The sequence below is a fragment of the bacterium Scap17 genome, from assembly GCA_013376735.1.
GTDB lineage: Bacteria > Pseudomonadota > Gammaproteobacteria > Pseudomonadales > Halomonadaceae > Cobetia.
This window is the reverse complement of the sequence record VINJ01000001.1, coordinates 2474698-2495488: the sequence shown is the minus strand read 5'-3', so window position 1 is coordinate 2495488 and position 20791 is coordinate 2474698. Positions and strand designations below refer to the sequence as shown.

At 62.0% G+C, this 20791-nt stretch carries 18 protein-coding genes and 1 pseudogene; 10 read left to right on the top strand and 9 right to left on the bottom strand.

The features are described from left to right. The first annotated feature begins 75 nt into the window (after nucleotides 1-75). Nucleotides 76-1191, top strand: coding sequence for a mannonate dehydratase (uxuA, locus tag FLM52_10610; GenBank protein ID NVN56238.1), 1116 nt, complete (start codon nucleotides 76-78; stop codon nucleotides 1189-1191). Nucleotides 1192-1352: 161 nt separating this feature from the next. Here uxuA and FLM52_10605 read toward each other — a convergent pair whose 3' ends face one another. Together FLM52_10605 and FLM52_10600 are read right to left on the bottom strand one after the other, a co-directional pair. Next, nucleotides 1353-2222: a DUF4437 domain-containing protein gene (locus FLM52_10605; GenBank protein NVN56237.1), complete on the bottom strand. Its 870-nt coding sequence runs from the start codon at nucleotides 2220-2222 to the stop codon at nucleotides 1353-1355. A gap of 415 nt (nucleotides 2223-2637) precedes the next feature. Next, nucleotides 2638-3213, bottom strand: a pseudogene (locus FLM52_10600) (TRAP transporter large permease subunit). Nucleotides 3214-3230: 17 nt separating this feature from the next. On the opposite strand from FLM52_10600, the gene FLM52_10595 reads away from it, so the two are divergent. Beyond that, nucleotides 3231-3716 carry a FadR family transcriptional regulator gene (locus FLM52_10595; protein NVN56236.1) on the top strand — a complete coding sequence of 162 codons (486 nt, stop codon included), beginning with the start codon at nucleotides 3231-3233 and terminating at the stop codon, nucleotides 3714-3716. Nucleotides 3717-3858: 142 nt separating this feature from the next. On the opposite strand, the gene FLM52_10590 is transcribed toward FLM52_10595, so the two are convergent. Further along, entirely contained in the window at nucleotides 3859-4611 is a 753-nt protein-coding gene (locus tag FLM52_10590; GenBank protein ID NVN56235.1) for a GntR family transcriptional regulator, read from the bottom strand. A 151-nt stretch (nucleotides 4612-4762) separates the two neighbouring features. On the opposite strand from FLM52_10590, the gene FLM52_10585 reads away from it, so the two are divergent. Both FLM52_10585 and FLM52_10580 read left to right on the top strand, forming a co-directional pair. Continuing rightward, complete coding sequence (locus FLM52_10585; GenBank protein NVN56234.1) at nucleotides 4763-5587, top strand: amidohydrolase family protein; 825 nt, start codon at nucleotides 4763-4765, stop codon at nucleotides 5585-5587. Nucleotides 5588-5639: 52 nt separating this feature from the next. Continuing rightward, nucleotides 5640-6941, top strand: coding sequence for an SLC13 family permease (locus FLM52_10580; protein NVN56233.1), 1302 nt, complete (start codon nucleotides 5640-5642; stop codon nucleotides 6939-6941). 146 nt (nucleotides 6942-7087) lie between these two features. Here the strand turns inward: FLM52_10580 and FLM52_10575 are convergent, their stop codons facing one another. Both FLM52_10575 and FLM52_10570 read right to left on the bottom strand, forming a co-directional pair. After that, complete coding sequence (locus FLM52_10575; protein ID NVN56232.1) at nucleotides 7088-8452, bottom strand: FAD-dependent oxidoreductase; 1365 nt, start codon at nucleotides 8450-8452, stop codon at nucleotides 7088-7090. Between the two features lie 168 nt (nucleotides 8453-8620). Continuing rightward, a complete protein-coding gene (locus tag FLM52_10570; GenBank protein ID NVN56231.1) occupies nucleotides 8621-10048 on the bottom strand; it encodes a sodium:solute symporter family protein in 1428 nt (475 codons plus the stop codon). 140 nt (nucleotides 10049-10188) lie between these two features. Between FLM52_10570 and FLM52_10565 the strand changes: the two genes are divergently transcribed. Further along, entirely contained in the window at nucleotides 10189-11190 is a 1002-nt protein-coding gene (locus FLM52_10565) for a LysR family transcriptional regulator (protein NVN56230.1), read from the top strand. Nucleotides 11191-11492: 302 nt separating this feature from the next. Here the strand turns inward: FLM52_10565 and FLM52_10560 are convergent, their stop codons facing one another. From FLM52_10560 to FLM52_10550, 3 genes are all read right to left on the bottom strand, one after another. Then, nucleotides 11493-11648, bottom strand: coding sequence for a hypothetical protein (locus FLM52_10560; protein NVN56229.1), 156 nt, complete (start codon nucleotides 11646-11648; stop codon nucleotides 11493-11495). 222 nt (nucleotides 11649-11870) lie between these two features. Then, a complete protein-coding gene (locus FLM52_10555) occupies nucleotides 11871-13379 on the bottom strand; it encodes an aldehyde dehydrogenase (GenBank protein ID NVN56228.1) in 1509 nt (502 codons plus the stop codon). 60 nt (nucleotides 13380-13439) lie between these two features. Beyond that, the gene (locus FLM52_10550; protein ID NVN56227.1) at nucleotides 13440-14360 is read right to left on the bottom strand and encodes an NAD(P)-dependent oxidoreductase; all 921 of its coding nucleotides are present in this window, start codon (nucleotides 14358-14360) and stop codon (nucleotides 13440-13442) included. 128 nt (nucleotides 14361-14488) lie between these two features. Here FLM52_10550 and FLM52_10545 point away from each other — a divergent pair, with 128 nt between their 5' ends. Then, nucleotides 14489-15409, top strand: coding sequence for a LysR family transcriptional regulator (locus tag FLM52_10545; GenBank protein ID NVN56226.1), 921 nt, complete (start codon nucleotides 14489-14491; stop codon nucleotides 15407-15409). Between the two features lie 6 nt (nucleotides 15410-15415). Here FLM52_10545 and FLM52_10540 read toward each other — a convergent pair whose 3' ends face one another. Beyond that, a complete protein-coding gene (locus FLM52_10540) occupies nucleotides 15416-16339 on the bottom strand; it encodes a LysR family transcriptional regulator (protein NVN56225.1) in 924 nt (307 codons plus the stop codon). Nucleotides 16340-16514: 175 nt separating this feature from the next. On the opposite strand from FLM52_10540, the gene FLM52_10535 reads away from it, so the two are divergent. From FLM52_10535 to FLM52_10520, 4 genes are all read left to right on the top strand, one after another. Continuing rightward, nucleotides 16515-17156, top strand: coding sequence for a glutathione S-transferase (locus tag FLM52_10535; GenBank protein NVN56224.1), 642 nt, complete (start codon nucleotides 16515-16517; stop codon nucleotides 17154-17156). Next, nucleotides 17041-19338 carry a 2Fe-2S iron-sulfur cluster binding domain-containing protein gene (locus FLM52_10530; GenBank protein ID NVN56223.1) on the top strand — a complete coding sequence of 766 codons (2298 nt, stop codon included), beginning with the start codon at nucleotides 17041-17043 and terminating at the stop codon, nucleotides 19336-19338. The genes FLM52_10535 and FLM52_10530 overlap by 116 nt, the downstream gene beginning before the upstream one ends. A gap of 223 nt (nucleotides 19339-19561) precedes the next feature. Beyond that, nucleotides 19562-20104, top strand: a complete 543-nt coding sequence (locus FLM52_10525; protein ID NVN56222.1) for a DUF2628 domain-containing protein — start codon at nucleotides 19562-19564, stop codon at nucleotides 20102-20104. A gap of 27 nt (nucleotides 20105-20131) precedes the next feature. Further along, nucleotides 20132-20770: a DUF1294 domain-containing protein gene (locus tag FLM52_10520; protein NVN56221.1), complete on the top strand. Its 639-nt coding sequence runs from the start codon at nucleotides 20132-20134 to the stop codon at nucleotides 20768-20770. Nucleotides 20771-20791: the final 21 nt, after the last annotated feature.

Sequence of the window (20791 nt, the reverse complement as noted above, 5' to 3'; positions counted from 1 at the left end):
GCACTCTTGGTCGTGCTCGGTTATCTTGGCCAGCATCTTCCTCCCTTTAGGACCACCGTCACGTGAGGCATCAGAGTGGATCAAGCAGAAGCGCTGTACGAAGCCGTCAATCAGCTCATTCGTGTCCATCAGTTTCGTGACAGGGAAAGCATCTGTCACCACAACGTCTCCGTCGCTCAATGCTATGCGCTGGAGACGCTGGTCAAGCGTGGTTCGCTGAGGCTGCAGGCGCTGGCGGACGAGATGTACCTCGACAAGAGCACGACCAGCCGGGTCGCCGACTCGCTGATCCGCAAGCATTATGTGCGTAAGATCGAAGACCCCAGCGACCGGCGTGCTGTTGAGCTCTCGCTGACCCCAGAGGGCAGGGCGCTGTACCAGCAGATTCACGCCGAGCTGGTCGCGGAAGAGGCCTCCATGATCGAAGGCCTGTCGCCGGAGGTCGTGGAGGGGGCAGTGGCGTTGCTCAATAAGCTGACCCTTGCCGCGCGGCAGCATCCCGAGACGCTGGATGATGCCGGGCGCGAGACGTTGATCCGCACCATCATCGCGGGGTTGCCGGGGGCGGAAGAAGGCTACACGCTGGCCCAGTTCCGAGCGGCGCTTGCGGCCTATGACGGTATCGATGCCGCGCGCCTGCGCCAGCATCTGGCCACCTTCTTCAAGGCCATCGTGCCGGTGGCGGAAGAGGTCGGCATTCGTCTGGCCATTAACCCTGATGATCCGCCGCGGCCGATGTTCGGGTTGCCGCGCGTGGTCTCGAGCATGGTCGATGCTGACTGGCTGCTGGGCGTCGTGCCTAGTCCCGCCAATGGCCTGACGTTCTGCACCGGCTCCTACGGGGCCAATCTGGAGATCGACCTGAGCATCATGGCGCGGCGCTTCGCCCCTCACATCCACTTTGCCCATCTGCGGGCCACCGGGCGTGACAGTGAAGACAAGCGCTCCTTCCATGAGGCTGAGCATCTCGAGGGCGACCTGGACATGGTAGACATCATCAGCGTGCTGGTCGCGGAGGAGCGCCGTCGCCTGGTATCGGGCGGAGCTCCCCTGCCGATGCGCCCGGACCATGGCCACCACATCTTGGACGATGCACGCCGCGAGACCCGTCCCGGCTATCCTCTCTATGGCCGCATGAAGGGGCTGGCGGAAATCCGTGGCCTCGAAATGGCGGTCCAAAGACTGGCCTGACCGCGTCGCCTGATGGCGGGTACGCATACCAACGCAACACAAACACGAACGGCCACCCGCGGTCTTGAGATCGGGGTGGCCGTTCGTGTTTGCTGCAGGTCGGGATGTCTGCTGCTTCTGGTCTCAGAGCTCAGAGCCAAGAGTTCAGACGACCTCAGGTTTCAGTCCTCGACGATGTCGAAATCACCATTGGTGCGCACGTAGAGCAGGGCCTCGCCGTCAGCGCCGGTAGTGATGACATGGGTGATCTCGCCCTGAGAGCCGAAGTGGCTGCCGGTCGCCAGACTCTGGCTATCGTCCTTGCCTTCGGTCTCGTGGGTAAGGTCGCCCTTGATGACCACGGCGCGGAATTCGTCGGCGTGGCTTTCGATCTCGCCGGAGAAGTCGGCCGGCAGTTTCACCAGGCGGCCGCTTAGCTGGCCGACCTCCGGGTTGCCCCACAGGAAGGCGGTCTTCGGGCCTTGCTCGGCGTCGTCGCTGCCCGGCAGGTTGATCCAGCGGATGTCATTGGCATCAAGCCACACCATGTTGTTCTCTGCGACATTCAGCGGCTCTTCATCGTTGTGGAAGGCCTCGGATTCCGGCTTTACCAGGTAGGGCCCTTCATTGATCTCGATGTAGGCCATGTTGACCTTGTCTCTGGCCGCGGTGATGTGCGATTCCCCTGCCGGCTGGATCCAGAACGAGCCTGCGGGCAGCCACTGCTCATCGGCGTTCTTGTCATCGTTGTGGACCTCGCCCTGGATGACCACGCCACGGTAGGTGATGTTGTGGATGTGGGGCGGTGAGGAGAAGCCTTCGTTGAACTTCACCAGGAAGCCCGAAGCGCCATCCTTGGTGCGATCACCCCACAGGTCGCCGGCGGCGGGACTTTTGTCACCGCGCAGCGGGTTCAGGTAGCCCCAGTCGACGTCAGACTGCTGGACGACTTCACTGGTTGGTGTGAGCGTGGCGTGGTCATCGGCGTGGGCGGTCATGCTGGCGAAGGCGACCGAGAGGCCGAGAAGAGCAAGGGAAAAGGGGCGTTTCATGAGAATTGCCTGCCTGTCTGAACATGGAAAAGAAAAATGAATCGCCAGTGTGCTGACGATTGACGCCGTAAATCCTGTAGTGGGCAGGTGCCCGAATATAGCGGCATATGGATGAAAGACTTTCAATAAAAACACGATAATCGTGAGTTCATCTTTGGCATGTTACCGGCGACATTTCCCGAGGGACGTCACGATACGCGTAGCAGTTCTTGCCGTGAAGCGAGAAATTTTCTTGACGAACCACGACGTTGGCGTACTTTCAGGGCGGTTTCATGCAGGCACTACGTTGAGGCCGGCGGGGTGAAGTGGGCAGGGATGAGCCGCGAGGAGAAGACAGGCGTTGCGTCTGGGCAAGAAAAGGAGAACTCCGGACATTCCTCAAACAGTTTTCAGAATGTCCGGATAATGCAGTGGATCAGACGAAATCGGGGGCGATCAGGCGCGGAATGGTCAACACGAACTCCGGGAACAGGATCATCATCAGAATCACGGCCAACATCACGCCCAGGTACAGCAGGGTGGTCGCCATGGCCTTGAGCAGGGGGATGCCGCCGATCTTGGCGGAGATCATCATGCATAGGCCGTAGGGCGGTGTGATCAGGCCCAGGCCCATCGCCATGACGCCGATGACACCGAACTGCACGGGGTGCACGCCTGCCGACATCGCCAACGGATAGAAGATGGGCGCCATGATCGCCATCGCGGGCAGGGCATCCATGAAGGTACCGATCACCAGCAGCACGATGGTCATCACGATCAACAGCACCGTCGGGTCTGTGATGCTGACGCCTGCCATCAGCTTGGGCGGAATCTGATAGAAGCTGATCAGATACCCGAAGATGGCCGCGCCCACCAGGCTGAACAGCGACAGCGAGCACAGCCTGACGGTGTCGGTGGAGGCATTGAGCAGCTTGGTGAGATCCAGCTCGCGATAAATCACGAAGCCCAGAACCAGCGCGTAGACCACCGCGATCACCGCGGCCTCGGTGGGGCTCCGGCAGCTTCGTCATCAATCGACCCGACAGCGCCGTGCTCGAATTCGCACGTATCTCCAGCATCGCCGACATCCAGCGTTGCTTCGAGTTTCGCACCAATGTCGAGGCCAGTGCGGCGGGGCTTGCCGCACAGCGACGCACCCCGGAACAGCTGGAGCAGATCCGCCAGCGTTTCGAGGCCATCAACCAGGCCAATCTCAATCATGACCGGGCCTCGGATGAAGACTTCGAGTTCCATCTGGCGATCACCGAGGCGGCCAGCAATCATTACTACGCCACCGTGCTGCGTTCGCTGAATCAGAGCATCAAGGAAGGCATGAATCTGACGCGCGGCCTGTCACTGCGCGCCTCCGAGGAGCGCCTGCGCATCGTCCAGGACGAGCATCAGGCAATCATCGATGCGATTGCCGACAAGGACGCCACGGCGGCCGAAAACGCGATGCGGGCGCATCTCGAAGGCGCGCGCCGACGCATGTTCGAAGGCGTTCATGCGCCCTGATGAATACCCGTCAGGTGTTACACCCTCAACGACAAGGCCCCTGATCGTCACCGATCAGGGGCCTTGTCGTTGAGGGTGACTGACATGACAACTTGCAGACTGAACCTGCAACGTCACATCTTGCTGTTTCCTTTCAATTACCTCAGGCGATCTCGATCTGATATCGGAACTCGCTGGCGATACCGTAGGAGCGCCTCAGCTCCAACGGAGTGCCATCAAAGCCACTGGCGATGCGGTCGATCACCACGACTGGTGTCTCGAGAGTTACACCTAGCAACTCAGAGGTAGACGCGTCTGCCACGCCGATGGAGAGTGTTTCCCGCGCATGGGCGACCAGCTGCCCACATAGTGTTTCGTAGGTCGGGTAGAGCAGGTCACCCAGTGCATCCTTCGGGGTCTCGAGCAGTGCGGCAAAGCGCTTCTGAGGGAGCCAGATTCGCTCATGGAACAGCGGTTTTCCCTCCAGGCGGCGTAGACGCTCCAAGTGGATGACTCCTGCTCTGGCTCCAAGGTTCAGTGCCTGCCTGACATGCTGGCTGGCAGGCTCGCTCTCCAATGACAGGATATCGCTCTCCGGAATCCGGGTAATGCCCTGTGAGTCGACCTGACGGAAGAAGCGCGACAACGAATGCGTGAATTCCGGGCGGCGAACGAAGGTACCGCGTCCTTGCTGGCGCTCCAGGATACCGTCCTGCACCAGTGTCTCGATGGCCTTGCGAACCGTGCCGATCGCGACTTCATACTCTCGCGTCATCTCGGCTTCGGTCGGGATGGGGGTGCCCGGCACCCAATGCCCCTCGGCGATCTGCAGAAGGAATTCATCGCGAAGGCGCTGGTAAAGCGGTAGTCGGCTGTCCGTTCCAGTGATCCTCCGAACTGACCGTGCTTGCGGCATGCATTACTCCTTTGGTCATGGGTCTCTGCTATCAGCGTAAGTTTTACGCTAACCTGTCACTCGAAATACATATATATGTTTGCATGAATTTCGGGCGGTATGGCCTGATATTCGGGCTTCCTGACATACACACCGATAGTGAGTGACCCTGATGACTGTAGATTTCCTGACTTCCTGTCGTGGCGTTGATTGCCACGCCCACGTCTTTCTTCATGACCTCCCCATGGTGGAAGGTCGTCGCTATTGCCCTGAGTATGATGCCACGGTCGACGCATATCTGGCGCAGCTGGATTCGCAGGGGCTGTCACATGGCTTGCTAGTCCAGCCAAGCTTTCTGGGCACCGACAATCGTTTCCTGCTGCAGGCGCTTGCCGCATCTCCTGAGCGCCTCAAGGGCGTAGTAGTGGTCGACAGTGCCATCTCCATGGCGGAGCTGGATCGCATGGAAGCGGAGGGCGTGGTCGGCATTCGCCTCAATCTGATCGGTGCGACACCGGCGGACTATCTAGGGGAGGAATGGCTGTCGCTCTATCGTGAGCTGGCGCGCCGCCGATGGCATGTAGAAATCCAGCGCAGCGTGGCCGATCTCGCCGACTTTCTGCCGAGCTTGATCGAGACCGGCGTGACACTGGTGATCGACCACTTCGGCCTGCCGAAGGAGGGCGAGCTGGTCCCGACACTTCCTGAGCATCAGCGTTTTCTGACACTGCTGAGCTCTCCGCAGCTGTGGGTCAAGGTCTCCGCACCGTATCGCTCGGACGCAACGCTTGAGCAGTCACGACGTTCGCTCGCCGTGTTGCGCCAGGCCATGGGCAATGACCAGCGGCTGATCTGGGGCAGCGACTGGCCGCACACCCGTTTCGAACACGTGGCCGATCATGCAGCCCAGACCCGGCGCATACGCGAGCTGTTGCTGAGCCCGGAGCTGATCGAACAGGTAATGATCCACAACCCGCGTCGTTTGCTGCAGCTGTAACTTCATTGTCCTGCCACATCTGCCCTGTCCCCACATAACAAGAGTGTTCGCCATGTCGAGTCTTGTCGTCATACTGGCCATCGTGGTCTCGATCGTCCTGGGCTATCGCTTGCGCCTGAATATCGGTCTGTTCGCCATTGCCTTCTCCTATCTGATTGGCTGCTTCTGGCTTGGAATGTCGCCCAACGAGGTGATCGGCCTATGGCCGCTGAAGATCTTCTTCATCATCTTCTCGGTCTGTCTGTTCTATAACTTCGCCATCGTCAACGGCACGCTTGAGAAGCTGGCGGAACATCTGCTGTACCGCTGTCGCAATGTGCCAGCCTTGTTGCCGTTTGCCATCTTCTTTTCGTCGGTGATCATCTCGGCGTTGGGTGCAGGCTACTACACGGTACTGGCCTTCATGGCGCCCATCACACTGCTGTTGTGTGACAAGACTCGCCTGTCGCTGATCGTCGGTGCCATGGCGGTCAACTACGGCGCGTTGGCGGGGGCCAACTTCGTTTCCAGTCAGAGTGGCATCATCTTTCAAGGTTTGATGACCGGTGCCGGTATCTCGTCCGGTGATGCCTTCCATTACAGTTTCGGCATCTTCCTGGCGACCATGGTCGTGCCCATCGTGGTGCTGGGACTGCTGGTGCTGTTCTCGCTGCGAGGGAGTCAGGGCGGTGTACAGATTTCCGATGCCGCCCAGCCCTCACCGATGAATCGTGAGCAGCGACTGACATTGCGTCTGACGTTGCTGTTGATGGTCACTGTATTGGCACCGCCGATCGCCGCGATGATCCTGCCGGATAATGCGTTGGTGGCCTACGTGAATGACCGTATCAACATCGGCCTGATCGCCAGCGTGTTCTCGGTGATCGCGCTGCTGATGAAGCTGGGAGATGAGCGCAAGGCGATCGCCTCGCTGCCGTGGGGCACCATCATCATGATCTGTGGCGTCGGCATGCTGATCTCGATTGCCATCAAGGTCGGCACGATCGATCTTCTGGCTTCCTGGGTGAGCGGCAATATCCCGGTCTACGCGGTGCCGATCGTATTTGGAGTGATCTCAGCGATCATGTCGCTTTTCGCCAGCACTTTGGGAGTGGTGACGCCTGCGCTGTTCCCTGTCGTGCCGGCGTTGGCCACCCAGCTGGGAATTGACCCGATGATCCTGTTTGTCGCCATTGTCATCGGTGCTCAGTCCACCGCTATCTCGCCATTCTCTTCCGGCGGTAGCCTGATTCTGGGTTCATGCCCCAGTGAAGAGCGTCGCAATGACCTGTTGCCCAAGCTGCTGTTCAAGGCAGCGCCGTTGGGCTTCGGGGCTGCGCTGATCTTCAATTTCCTGTTCGCTTTCGTGTATTGAGGAAGGGAAATTTTCTCTTCACCTTCTGTAAGCAGAAGCTCTGACGCAAGAAGCCCCTGACAGGTTCGCCTGTCAGGGGCTTTCGTCTTCAGGGGCTTTCGTCTTCAGGGGCAAGGGTGTCGTCCTGCTTGCTCAGGGCAGCGGGATCATTGGCAGAACCTGGCGGGCGACAGGCTGCGCGCGTATTCCGGCAGGGGCTCGTGCGCCACTGTGCGTGCCACCAGATCGCCCGTCTCGTCCGAGAGTGTCAGGCCCAGGTGGCCGTGCCCGTAGGCGAGTAGCAGGCCGGGGCAGCCGGGCATTTCGCCCACTACCGGCAGGCCATCAGGGGTGGAGTGGCGCACGCCCATCCAGTGGCTGGCGACGTCCAGCGGCTGACCGAAGAGTGTCTCGCCCCATTGCTTCAGGGCTTGCCAGCGTTGTGACGATGCGGGACGCGAGGGCGCGCAGAATTCGGTGGTGCCCGCCAGGCGTATCCCTTCGGCCATGGGCGAGGCGTAGAAGTGATGCGCCAGCCAACCCACCGGGCGTGAGAGTGGCAGTGAGGTGGCGAGTTCGATGTGATAGCCGCGCTCGCTGACCACCGGCAGTCGCTTGCCGAGCCCCGTCAGCAGCGTATTGCTCGCGATGCCGGCGCAGATCACCACATGCGAGGCCTCCTGCGAGGTGGCGGCGGTGTTGATGCGCCAACCACCACTGGAAAGCGGCGTGAGGGTGTCAACCTGCTGCGCCGTCCACTCCAGGCCGCCTTCTTTCAGCTGTGCGTAGAGTTGGCGACTGAGTGACAGTGGGCTGGTGAGGTGGCGGGTGTCAGGATAGTAGAGGCCGCCTGCCAGTCCCTTCGAGTTGAGCGACGGTTCCAGATCTCGCAGCTGGTTTGCGCTCAGTGCCTGACATTCGACCCCGTCATGTCGCTTCGCTCGGGCCATCGTCTCCAGCGCTGCCGGGGTGATGGCGGTGTCGCGTTGGATCTGTAGGCAGCCGTGCTGCTGGAAAAGTGGTGCGGATGTGTGGGCCTGAAGATCATCGATCAGGGCATGCTGTCGCTCGACGGCATTGGCCAGCAGGGCGATCAGATCTGACTTGTGGCGCTGGAAATTGGTGGGCGTTGCCGCCTTGAGGAAGCGCCAGCCGAAGTCCGCTAGGGCAGGGGTGTGGCGCAGGGCGATGCCAAGGGAGGGCTGCCTGCTCAGCAGCTGGCCCGGCAGTTGGCGCAGGGTATCGCCGTTGGCCATCGGCGAGGTGGCGTAGTTGGCGATCAGACCCGCGTTGCCGAAGGAAGTGCCTTCGCCGACGGGCTTCGGGTCATACAAATGAACGTGATAGCCACGTGCCTGCAAGGCGCGGCAGGTCGCGAGGCCAATGATGCCGGCGCCAATGACGGCAATGCTGGCGTGACTCGCCGCTTCGGCGGCAGGGGATTGCGGGGTCATCGCGTGGACTCTCTTGACCGAGCGTGCCGGGCGGGTTACCCGGCATGCTCGGCGTGATGAAGACGGTGGCAGGGCCATGACAAGGGCACGACGGGGCCTTGGGTGACCTTGGGCCGAGCGTTGCAGACCCTGCCGGTGGCTCAGTTGTCGCGGTAGAACTTCCAGGAGGCGATGGCGATGCCCACGGCAGTGAGGATGCTCAGCAGGCAGATCACATACAGGGTCAATCCGAACATGGTCAGGTCCTCAGGAGTGGGTGGGCTGGGTCGGGGCATTCTTGCCGTTGTGATCCGGCGCCGCGTTCAAGAACTGATAGACAAGGGTGAAGACCACGATATTGGCGATGACGCCGGCGATCAGCGGCGTGATGCCGCTTAATGCCTCGAGCTCCAGGCTGCTCCACTTCCAGATGCTGGTGGCCAGTGCCCCGGCGAGCATCGCGGCGATGCCGGCACGCTTGCAGCGGATCTTGAACAGCACCGCGAAGATGAACGGCAGCAGGATGGTCGGTGCCCACAGCGCGTAGCTCAGCAGCAGTGCATCGATGATCGAGGTGGCGTAGAGCGCGAAGACGATGGCGCCGATGCCGATGGCGAGGTTGACGCCGCGCTCGATCCACAGCTGCTGCTTGCCGGACATGGCGGGGTTGAGGAAGGGCTTGTAGATGTCGGTCACGAAGATGACCGCTGCCGAGTTCAGGTAGGAATCCGCCGTCGACATCACCACGGCCAGCAGTGAGGCGAGCACCAGGCCGGTCAGGCCCAGCGGCAGGGCGTCGCGAATCAGTTCCGGCATGGCTTGATCCGGCGAGATCTGCGGATAGAGCACCAGCGCGATCAGGCCGATGGTGGAGCTGACGGCATAGAACAGCAGACCGAAGCCACCGGCCAGCGAGTAGCCGATCTTGGCATGACGGGAATCCGGTGCCGACAGGGCGCGCTGGGTGTAGGGCGGGACGAGGGTCTCGCCGAGCAGGAAGGCGATGAAGATACTGATGAACATCAGCGGCGTGTAATCGCCCATGAGGCTGAAGTGCTCGCTGGGTAGCGCGGCGATCAAGGCATCGGGGCCACCGATCTTGTCGAGCCCGACGATCATGGTGATGGGCAGGAAGACGGCGAGCATCACGAACTGCACCACATCCGTCTGGATCACGGCCCACATGCCACCGGCCGTGGAGTACACCAGCACCACTGCCATGCCGATCAGGATGCCGGTGCTGATGTCGATGCCCAAGATGGCATTGAAGACGGTGCCGATGGCCAGCGCCTGAGCCCCGAGGATGCCGACGCAGAAGATCAGCGAGAAGACGCCGGTCAGCAGGCGAGCACTGCGGCCATAGTGGTGCGCCATGATGTCCCCAACCGTCTGGGCACCCGCATAGCGCTTGAGGCGCGGTGCGATGTAGAGACCTGCAATGATGGTGGCGATGGGGAAGGCAGAGGCCGCGAACATGAAGGCGTAGCCTTCATCGAAGGCCTTGCCGGCGCGACCCATCGAGGCCCCCCCGCCGAGGAAGGAGGCAGCGAGCGTGGCGAACAGCACCGGCCAGATGATCTTGTTGCCAGCGACGGCGAAGTCGGCACTGCTGGAGGTCTTCTTGGCGCTGCGGTAGCCGATGTAGAGCAGTATCGCGAAATACAGCAATAGCCCCATGAGGTCGATCATATGCATTGTGTGGCCCTTTGTTGTTGGTTATGAGGGTCTGGTCAGCTTCCTCCCACAGAGGGTATAAGCACAACTAAAGGCGATCTATTAAGTCATAAGAACAATTTAGAGTCTGCCCGAGAAAGGCTAGTCTCGAGAATCCGGGCATGAGGCCTCGCCGCGAGAGCTCTGCCACAAGAGCCCTGCCATCAGATGAGAGCCCAGCCGTCATGAAACTCAGGCACAACCTGCGTCAATTGCAGATCTTTCAGGAGGTGGTACGTACGGGCAGTCTTTCCCAGGCAGCGCGTCGCCTGGCCATCACCCAGCCCGCGGTGAGCACGGCGATCACCAATCTGGAAAGTGAAGTCGGCTTTCTGCTCTTTCGCCGCAACCACTACGGTACCCAGTTGACGCCGGAGGCCGTCCATCTGGCCGAAGGGGTCGATAAGGTGCTGGCCTCGGTGGGCCACCTTGATGAGTTGACCGATGGACTGCGTGACGGCCATGCCGGAAAGCTCACCGTGGCGTCGATGCCGGGGCTGTCTCCCACGGTGATGCCTCGAGTGATGGCGCGCTATCTTGTCGATTTTCCCGACAGTCGTTTGTCGTTGCAGACCTTCAGTTCGCGCAAGATCGCCGAGTGGGTCGCTGAGGGCCAGTTCGATCTCGGCGTGATCGAGTCGGACGCCGCCATCGATGAGCTGATACTCGAGGAGTACCGGCTGTGCATGGCGCTTGCAGTTCCAGAAGACAACCCTCTCGCCGAGAAGACGTCACTGGGCCCTGCGGACCTGGCCGGGGAAACCATCATCACGCTGGACCAGCATCATCAGAGCACGCTGAAACTCGCGCGGGCCTTCCAGCAGGTCGGCATGACACTGCAGGCGAGCATCGAGACCCATCTGTTTCCCTCGGTCGCGATGCTCGTCAATGAAGGGCTGGGGATCGCGCTGATCGATCCGGTGACGGCGGAGGCGATGCTGGCGCGCCACGATTGCCATATACGCATCGTGCCTTTCACACCGAGCATCACCCTTGACATCGCGCTGGTCACCTCGCGCTTTCATCCCGTCTCGCGTCAGGGGCAGCGCTTCATGCCCTATCTGGCGGCGGAGCTGGCGTCCTGGCAGCAACGCTCGCAGGACAGGTATGCGCCAGGCGCTTGAGCGGGCGTCTCAGACCGATGATCTCGGCACTGTACGCTGCCAGCCACGTCGGTGGACCTCCTCGTCGTCTTGCCAGGCGATCTGCTCGGCTTCGAGATAGAAGTTCTCGGCGTCGCAGCGCATGCGGTAGTGGCTCTCGACACGGACGTCGAACTGGCCCGGGGTGGTCTCGCCAAGCGCACTGTCACGCCCGTGCTGACCACGTCCGGCATGGTAGTGCCAGACGATCTCGGCACGCGTGCGATCCGCATCTTGCGGCAGCCAGATTCTGGCGGCCAGCCGGGTGCCGTCCGAGAGCGGAATCAGCGTGTGCTCGATCTCGCGGACGCGATGGGGGGAAGTCGGTCTTGACGCGCATTCACGTATCCTTGAGTCGTCGGGGCGATGGACGAATGCCTTGTCTCGGGAGTACTGCTTGTCACGAGAGTACTGCTTGCCACGGGAGTACTGCTTGCCACTGGCCGCGATGCCGGGACTCAGAACTCGGAAGTCGGAAATCAGAAGTCGATGCTGGCGCAAGCCGTCAAACGCCGCAAGGCACCGTGGTGGGAAATCCACGGCGCCTTGCGGTGTCATGCGGGGAGGGAGCAAGGATGCAGGACTTTTCAAGGCCATGCATCCCGTCAACCACTGCGTGTCTTGAGTGCTGCCCAGCTGACAGGCAACACGACGCTATCTTGCTACTCTAGACTCGCCCCATAGCCGAAGCTGGCGGCGGGCTCGGCAGCCGTCTCGACCCACACGCTCTTCACTTCGCTGTATTCACGCAGCGCATCCAGCCCTGAGGAGCGGCCATAGCCACTCTCGCCGTAGCCGCCGAAGGGCGAGCTGACGTGAATGGTCTTGTAGCCATTGACCCAGAAGGTGCCGGCACGTACCTGGCGTGCCACGCGGTGGGCGCGGCCGACGTCGCGCGTCCAGACGGCGCCGGCCAGTCCGAAGCGACTGTCGTTGGCGATGCGGATGGCGTCGGCTTCCTCCTCGAACGGTATGGCCACCACGACCGGGCCGAAGATCTCTTCCTGTGCGCAGGCCATGGCGTTGTCGCCCAGCAGTACCGTCGGCGCGACATGATAGCCGCCGGTGTCCGGGATGGGGTCTGCTGAGCCATCGGCGAGACGCGCGCCGTCCTCGATGGCGCCGGCAAGCATCGACGTCACATGTTGGTATTGCTTGGCGTTGTTGATCGGGCCGATCTGGGTCGCCGGGTCCTGAGGATCACCGAGGGTGAATTGCGTGGCGGCCTCGGCCAGTGCAGTGGTGAACTTCTCGAAGATCGAGGCCTGTACCAGCAGGCGCGAACCCGACACGCAGCTTTGACCAGCGCCGGAGAAGATGGCCGCCTGGGCACCACGTAGTGCCACCTCGAGATCGGCATCCTCGAAGACGATGTTGGCCGACTTGCCGCCCAGCTCCAGCACGCTGGGAATGCAGCGCTGCGCCGCGGCGGTGGCGATGTGGCGGCCAGTCGCGGGCGAGCCGACGAACACCACCTTGCGGATGTCGCCCTCGGCGATGAAGGCCTGGCCAATGGTATGGCCGTAGCCTGCGATGATGTTGACCAGTCCGCGTGGCACGCCGGCGCGCTCGATCAACACACCGAGGGCCAGCGAGGACAGCGCCGTCAGCTCCGAGGGCTTGAGGATCACCGCATTGCCGGCGGTGATGGCCGGGGCTACCTGCCAGCCGGCGGTGAAGATGGGGGCATTCCATGGCGTGATCTGCAGCACGGTGCCCAGCGGCTCGTAGGTGACGTAGTTGAGGTGCGAGGTCGGGACCGGAATCACCTCGCCGTGCAGCTTATCTGCCCAGCCCGCGTAGTACTCGAACATCTCGGCGACCTTGGCCACCTCGACACGCGCATCGCGAATCGGCTTGTTGGCGCTCAGCGCCTCGAGTTCGGCCAGCGCCTCGGCCTGTTCGCGAATCAAGGTCCCTACCTGATAGATGACGCGCCCACGTGCCTGGGCGGTCATGGCGGCCCACTGCGGTTGTGCCTGGCGCGTGGCGGCGTTGGCGAGCGCGACCTGAGACGCATCGGCATCCGGGAAGGACAGCATCAGGCTGTCATCCTGGGCGTTGCGCACCTCGATGGGCTCACCCGTGCCGGTGATGAACTCACCACCGATCAGGCTGCTGATGACAAAGTTGTCGTCATGAGGCTGGCTGCCGTTCTGAAAATTCTGCATCAGCTCGGCGATGCGCTTAGCGATCGGGGAGGTCGGGGTCATGTTCTGGGTCAGCATGGCTTATTCTCCGTGGCCAAAGAGGGTCGGGTCAGTGCGTTGCACAATGGCGCAGAAGTCTTCGCTGTCATCCAGCGTCGCGCGGCTCTCATCCCAGAGCTGCGCGACGGTACTGGAGAGCGGAAGCGCCAGCCCCAGTTCTGCCGTCAGATCACTGGCCAGCCCGACATCCTTGCGCATCAGGCCCATGGTGAAGCCGGAATCATAGGCCTGGTTGATCACCCAGCTGGGGAACATGACCTGACTCGCGCCGCTGCGTCCCGAGCCCGCATTCACGCCTTCCAGCAATTTCTCCGGCGATACGCCTGCCTTGGCGGCCATGCTGACGGCCTCCGCCGTGCTGATCAGATGACAGGCCGCGAGCATGTTGTTGGCGATCTTGGCGACGTTGCCCGCACCACAGCTGCCAACGTGTACGCGGCTGCCGCTCATGGCTTCCAGTACCGGCATGGCGCGGGCCAGCACTTCCTCCTCGGCGCCGATCACCATCGACATGCTGCCACTCGCCGCGCCCTTGGGGCCGCCGGACACCGGGGCATCGATGAAGTCGATACCACGAGTCGCCAGCGCCGCCGCCACCCTGCGACTGGTCTCGGGAGTCGAGGTAGTGGTGTCGATCACGATCAGGCCGGGCTTGCCCAGCGTAAGGAGACGAGTGGCGTCTTGATCCTCTTCCTGTGCGCCTTCCTTGCCCAGACATAGCTGCTCTACCTGCTCTGCCTTGGGCAGCGAGAGGATTACGACGTCGATCCTGTCCAGCAGCTCTGCCAGTGAACTGACCGGTGTGACGCCTGCCGCAGCGGCCTTGTCACGCGCAGCCTGTGAGAGATCGAACCCGAAGACGGGGAAGTCATGGCGAGCAAGTGTGGCGGCCATGCCGCCACCCATGTTGCCCAGGCCGATGACACCGACGGTTGTTGTCATTGTGGTGTGCCTGTCGTGGTGAAAGGGGGAGTACTACCCGGTGACTCGAGTATGGACAGCGCTTCTGTGTTCCAGCAATAATCCCGAATTCACTATAATGTTGCCTTCAAGGCAATGCTGGAGGCGTGATGAGTCTGGTGCAGGAGCGGCGTATCCGTCACTTTCATGAGGCTGCAAGGCTTGGCAGTGTGCGTGCGGCGGCGGATTTCCTGAATGTGGCGCCGTCGGCGGTCAGTCGTCAGATTTCCCAGCTGGAGCATGAGCTGGGCATGCCGCTGCTGGAGCGTCATCGCCGCGGGGTCAAGCCCACCGAGGCCGGCGAGCGAGTGCTGGAGTATTACCGTGAGCGTCTGGCCCAGCAGGAGGTGTTGCTGGAGTCATTGCAGTCATTGAAGGGACTGCAGAGCGGCTCGCTGGTGCTGGCGATCGGTGAGGGGTTCATCGAGGGGCTGGCAGGGCCCTTGAGCCGTTTCTCCGCCCGCCATCCGGGCATCGAGCTCAAGGTGAATCTGTGCGGGACCAATGAAGTGATCCGTCAGGTCGTCGAGGACGAGGCGCATCTCGGACTTGTGTTCCATCCGACACGCGATCCCAAGATCCGCACGCATGCCTCGCGGCCGCAGCCGGTGTGTGCGGTGGTCAATCCCGAGCACCCTCTGGCACGTCAGACCCAGGATCCACGCAAGCCACTGACGCTGGCGGCGCTCGAGGGCCATGCCCTGGCGCTGCCGGAGGTGTCGTTCGGCATCCGTCAGATTGTCGCCCAGGCGGAGTATCAGGCCGGGGTGATGCTGAGCCCGACGCTCACCTGCAACGCGCTGGCGATGCTCAAGCAGTTCGCGCTGCAGGGCGGCGTGACCCTGCTGCCGGATTTCGTGGTGGCTGAGGAGGTCGATGCTGGACGGCTGTGCCGCATTCCGTTGCAGGAAGCTCAGTTCGTCACACCCCATGTGCAACTGATCAGCCGACTGGGTCGGCAACTGAGCGTCGGTGCCAATCGGCTGCTTGGTTTGCTGCGTGAGGACATGGCGGCCTTCAACCCGCCATAGGCAGGCTCAGTCGGTCAATCGCGCTGACGGTGAGGGATTCAGTACGGGATTGGCGCGCAGGCGCTCGGCGGCGAAATCCAGAAAGGTACGTACCTTGGCCACTGCGCCGCGTCCCTCGCTATGCAGCAGATGAATCGGCAGGGCAGGCGGTTCGAGTTCCTCCAGTACCGCCTGCAGACGACCGGCGACGAGATCCTCGCCGACCTGATACGAGAGCACGCGGGTAATGCCCCAGCCACTGCGGGCCGCCTCGATGCAGGCGGCGATACTGCTCATCGTCAGCCTCGGGCTGATGCGTATCGCATACTCGCCCTCACGACCGAAGCGCCATTCCTTGCCAGCGCCCAGATTGCTGGAGGCAATGATGCGCTGGGCGGCCAGGGCCTCCAGCGAATTCGGTATGCCTTCGCGGGCGAAATGCGCCGGTGAGCCACATACCACGCGTCGCACGCTGCCGACGCGCAATGCCGAGAGTCCCGAGGAGGGCAGTGAGCCGATCCGCACGGCGATATCGAAACCCTCCTCGATCATGTTGACCACGCGGTCCACCATCACCACCTCGGCTCGCATCTCGGGATAGCGCTCGAGATACTCCATCAGCAACGGCATCACGTGCAGGCGACCGAATTCGGTGGGACAGGTGATACGCAATACGCCAGTCGGGCGAGTCGCGGCGCCGCTGACACTGTCCTCGGCCGCCTGGAGTTCCGCCAGGATTCTGCGTGCATCCTCCAGATAGCGCTGCCCGATCTCGGTCAGACGCACGCGTCGCGTGCTACGCGTGAACAGTCGCGTCCCCAGGCGAGCTTCCAGGGCATTGATGCCGCGGGTCACCGAGGGGGCACTCATCCCCAGTGCGCGGCTGCCGGCCGCGAAGCCTCCCGCATCGGCCACGGCCACGAAGACCTCCAGTGTCTGCAGTCTATCCATTCTTCGCGCCTCGTTGGCATCGATTACTATCATTTCATGGAATGATGAATTGTATTGTTCGAGGATTCTAGCCTTGTGGTGATTGGATTACCGTGGGGAGGTCTGATAGGTCGTGGTGTTTCGACTGCATGAGACGATTCAGACCGTGTCTTTCCACTGCCCACGAAGGTGACCCATGAACTCGCTATTTCCTGCTGAAGCATCTCCCATTCGCCTGTTCCGCAATCCCAAGTCCGGCCACTGCCACCGCGTCGAGCTGCTGCTGGCACTGCTGGAGATTCCCTATGAGACGGTGGATCTCGACATGGCCAACGGCGCGCACAAGGCCCCCGAGTTTCTCAAGATCAGCCCGTTCGGGCAGGTGCCGGCCATCGAGGACAATGGGGTCTTCCTCAGCGATTCGAATGCCATCCTCGTCTATCTGACCCGGCGCTATGACGGCGAGCAGCGCTTCATGCCCACTGAGGCACTGGCCGTGGCTGAAGTGCAACGCTGGCTCTCGGTGGCGGCGGGTGAGATCGCTGCCGGGCCTTGCACCGCACGTCTGGTGACCGTGTTCGGTGCTCCCTTCGACCACGAACAGGCCATCGCTCGTGCACATGCCCTGTTCGCCGTGATGGAGTCCCATCTGGATCAGCGTCATTACCTGGTGGGAGAGCGCCTCAGCCTGGCCGATATCGCGGGTTACAGCTATATCGCCCATGCCCCTGAGGGAGGTGTCGGCCTGGGAGGTTATCCCAATATCCGTGGCTGGCTTGCGCGTATCGAAGGCGAGCCGGGTTTCGTCGGCATGGCCACGAGTCCTGTACTGGCCTGAGTCTCCACATCTTCGCGAGGGATTGACCATGAGTGAGCATCGGCAGGTCTTTCATGCAGGTGAGCAGCGTGTGCAGGCACGTGCAGGGGTACCAGAGCGCTATCTCGAGCAGGTCGCGCCCTACGTCCGCGAGCGGATGCCCGAGCAGCACGTCGCCTTCTTCGAAAGCCTGCCGGTGCTGTTCATGGGGGTGCCTGACGGCGATGGCTGGCCATGGGCCGTGGTGAGCTACGCGCCGCCCGGGCAGCTGTGTGACGCCACGTCCGCTGAGCTGCAGGTAAAGGTGCGTCCCGCATTGGAGAACTTGCTGGGACTGGACTTCACTCCCGGCACTAGAATCGGCGTGCTGGGGCTGGATCTTGCCAGTCGTCGACGCAATCGAATGAATGGCACCCTGCTTGCCCCGCAAGCGGTGGCGGGCAGGGTGCCGGATGGGCTGCGGATCGGGGTCGACCAGAGTTTTGGCAACTGTCCGCAATATATCCAGCAACGTGAGATCGACTGGGCGGGTGGACAGACGAAATCGCTGGTCAGTCGCGAGGTGTCACTCAATGATGAGACGACATGCCACGATGCAGCGGCGCGGGCCTTGCTGGCCCGGGCGGACACCTTCTTCATCGCCACTCGCGCAGGTGAGCTTGACGATTCTGCGCCCAACGGAGTGGATGTCTCGCATCGTGGCGGCAGACCCGGCTTTGTGCATTTGAATGCCGATGGCAGCCTGTCGTTTCCGGACTTTGCTGGCAATCGCTTCTTCAACACCCTGGGCAATATCGAGCTGGATGCGCGGGTCAGCCTGTTGATTCCTGACTTCATCACGGGCGAGGTGTTGTTGCTCAAGGGACATGCCCGGGTCGACTGGAATCCCCAGCGAGCAGCACTGGTCGAAGGGGCCGAGCGCATCGTGGATGTGGTGCCGGAGCAGATATTGCACGTCGAGCATGTCTTGCCCGCCCAGGGACGTCTGATCGAACTCTCACCGTCGCTTGAGCAGACCGGTGACTGGCCGGCCGCTGACGAGGCGCCCGCCCGCCTGCGCCGACTGCGCGTCATCGACAAGGTGCGCGAAAGCGAGTCGATCACCTCCTTCTATCTGGCACCGTTGTCGCAGGCGGAGCAGGAGTCCGCCGCGACACCGACACCTGCCTATCAGGCCGGCCAGTTTCTGACGCTGCGTCTGGCCTCCACGCCACGCAAGCCCTTGTCCATCGGCGAGATAGCGGTGATGCGCAGTTACAGTCTCTCCCGGGCCTGGCAGGAGGGGCAGAGTGCCTACCGCATCTCGGTACGCCGCGATCCCAAGGGGCTCGCCTCACGACTGCTGCATGATGAAATCGCGGTGGGAGATGAACTGGAAGCACTACCCCCGACAGGGGATTTCATCCTGCAGGACGCGACCGCACCTATCGTGCTGTTGTCATCCGGAGTCGGCATCACGCCGATGATCGCCATGCTGGAAGAGCTGATACACAAGGCAGAGGCGGGCGACCCTCCGCTCGGCGAGGTGCTCTTCCTGCATGCCGCGCGGGATGGGCAAGAGCTGGCATTTCTCGACACGCTCAAGCGCTGGTCGCGTGTGCATGCGTGGTTGCGGTTACATATCGCCCTGTCACGCCCGACCGAGGCGGACCTCGCAGCCGGACACCATCAATCGGTCGGCAGGCTGGAGCTGGCGAGTCTGGCGGCAAGCCTGCCAGAGCTTGCCGTGAGCCATGTCTACCTGTGTGGCTCGGAAGGCTTCATGCGCGCGCAATACGCCGCCCTGATGACACTGGGATTGCCGCGAGAGCAATTGCATCACGAATTCTTCGGCCTCGGCTCACTGGAGGAGGGCGAGGCAACTGCGGTTGCACTATCGGCAGACTTCCAGGCGAGCTTGCCGGAACATGCCCAAGTCACCTTCACGCCGCGCGGGGCACCCGGCCAGCCGCCGGATAGCGATGCGGACATCACACGTCAGTGGACGCCCGAACAGGGCAGCCTGCTGGAGCTAGCCGAGCTGTCAGGCGTGAATGCCATGTCCAGTTGTCGTTCCGGGCGCTGTGGTAGCTGTGCACTGCGACTCGTCGAGGGGCAGGTGCAGTATCCCGAGCCGCCACAGGCTGGCGTGGCTTCGGGGCAGGTGCTGATGTGCTGTGCCTACCCGGCGGGAGAGGCGCCTCTGGTCATCCAGACGCTGTGAGCTGTGTCGTCAGGCGCGAATGGCCCGCTGTGAATGACTGAGCTTGAATGACTGAGCTCGATGACTCGCGCGGCTGACAAGATTGAGGAGAATCAGTGAGATAGCGCCAGCGAGGTTCATGGTCCTGACAAGTGGGCAGCGGTATAGTGGACGATGTATGTCATTTGTTCCGCGCCCCTGGCGGCTCACGGCTGGCCCGGCGCCATAGACTAGGATCTCCTCGATGGCTTCATTTCGCATTCTGACGCATCCCCAGCACGGCACGCTCGCCGTCAAGATCGGCTGGTCCTGGCCGGCGTTCTTCTTCGGCATGTTCTGGGCGCTCTACAAGCGCATGTGGTTGCTGGCGGGCAGCCTGTTCGGCTTCATCGTGCTCAGCTCGGTCTTCATTCCGGCGACCATGGAAGGGCAGCTCATCTCCAATGTGCTGTTTCTGGGCCTGAATCTGACCATCAGCCTCAAGGGCAACCAGTGGTACGCGAGCCTGCTGGAAACCCAGGGCTATCGAGAGCAGGCTCAGGTCGAGGCGCGCAATTCCGATGATGCGCTGGCGGTGTATGCCAATGCGCAGGCGTCTCCCGCTGGCGATATCCGTGATCATGAACAAGGCGGCGCTCGCTCTCAGGATCAGGGAGTTTCCCAGGGGCAGCGCGACGTCGAGCGAGAGCATAAGGATGGCCGACATGATGGAGATGATGACGACCACGGTGAAGGTGGCGCCGGCGGCAAGGGGGGCGGCAATACCTCCGGTACCTTCATCGGCTAAGGGGCCAGACCAGGAAGAGAAGAGACGATGAACCTTCAAGGACGATTGACGCGTTGGAACGATGCCAAGGGCTTCGGCTTCATTACCCCGGCGTCGGGTGGCAAGGATGTCTTTGCCCACATCAGTGCATATAAGGGGCGTGGGCGACCCAAGGCCAGCGCGCAGGTGCATTATCAGTTGGGCATGGATGACAACAATCGTCCACGTGCCATTTGCTTTCGCACCCATGGGGCCGGAGCTTCCAGCACTTCAACCGGGGTGGGGCTTGCATGGTTGGTGGCGTTGGCCGTTGCGGTGGTGCTCGGTGCAGGATGGTGGCAGGAGCGTCTGCCATGGATATTGCCTGTAGCGTATCTGGGCATGAGCCTGGTGGCGTACATGGCGTATCGGGTAGATAAATTGGCCGCTGCTGAGAGTGAACAGAGAGTCCGCGAGGATACCCTGCACTTCATGGAGCTTGCGTGTGGCTGGCCGGGCGCGTTGATCGCCCAGCAGAGTCTGCGCCACAAGACGCGCAAGACAAGCTACCAGTTCGTGTTCTGGTGTGTGGTACTGCTCAATATCGCCGCCGTGAGCTGGCTGACGCTCTCGCCGGATGCCGCGTTCCTTCGTGATCTGCTCGGCTTTCCCGTCATGCCAGGCGAGGCCATGATCCGATGGTCATGAGCGGGTGATCGAGCGGCGTTT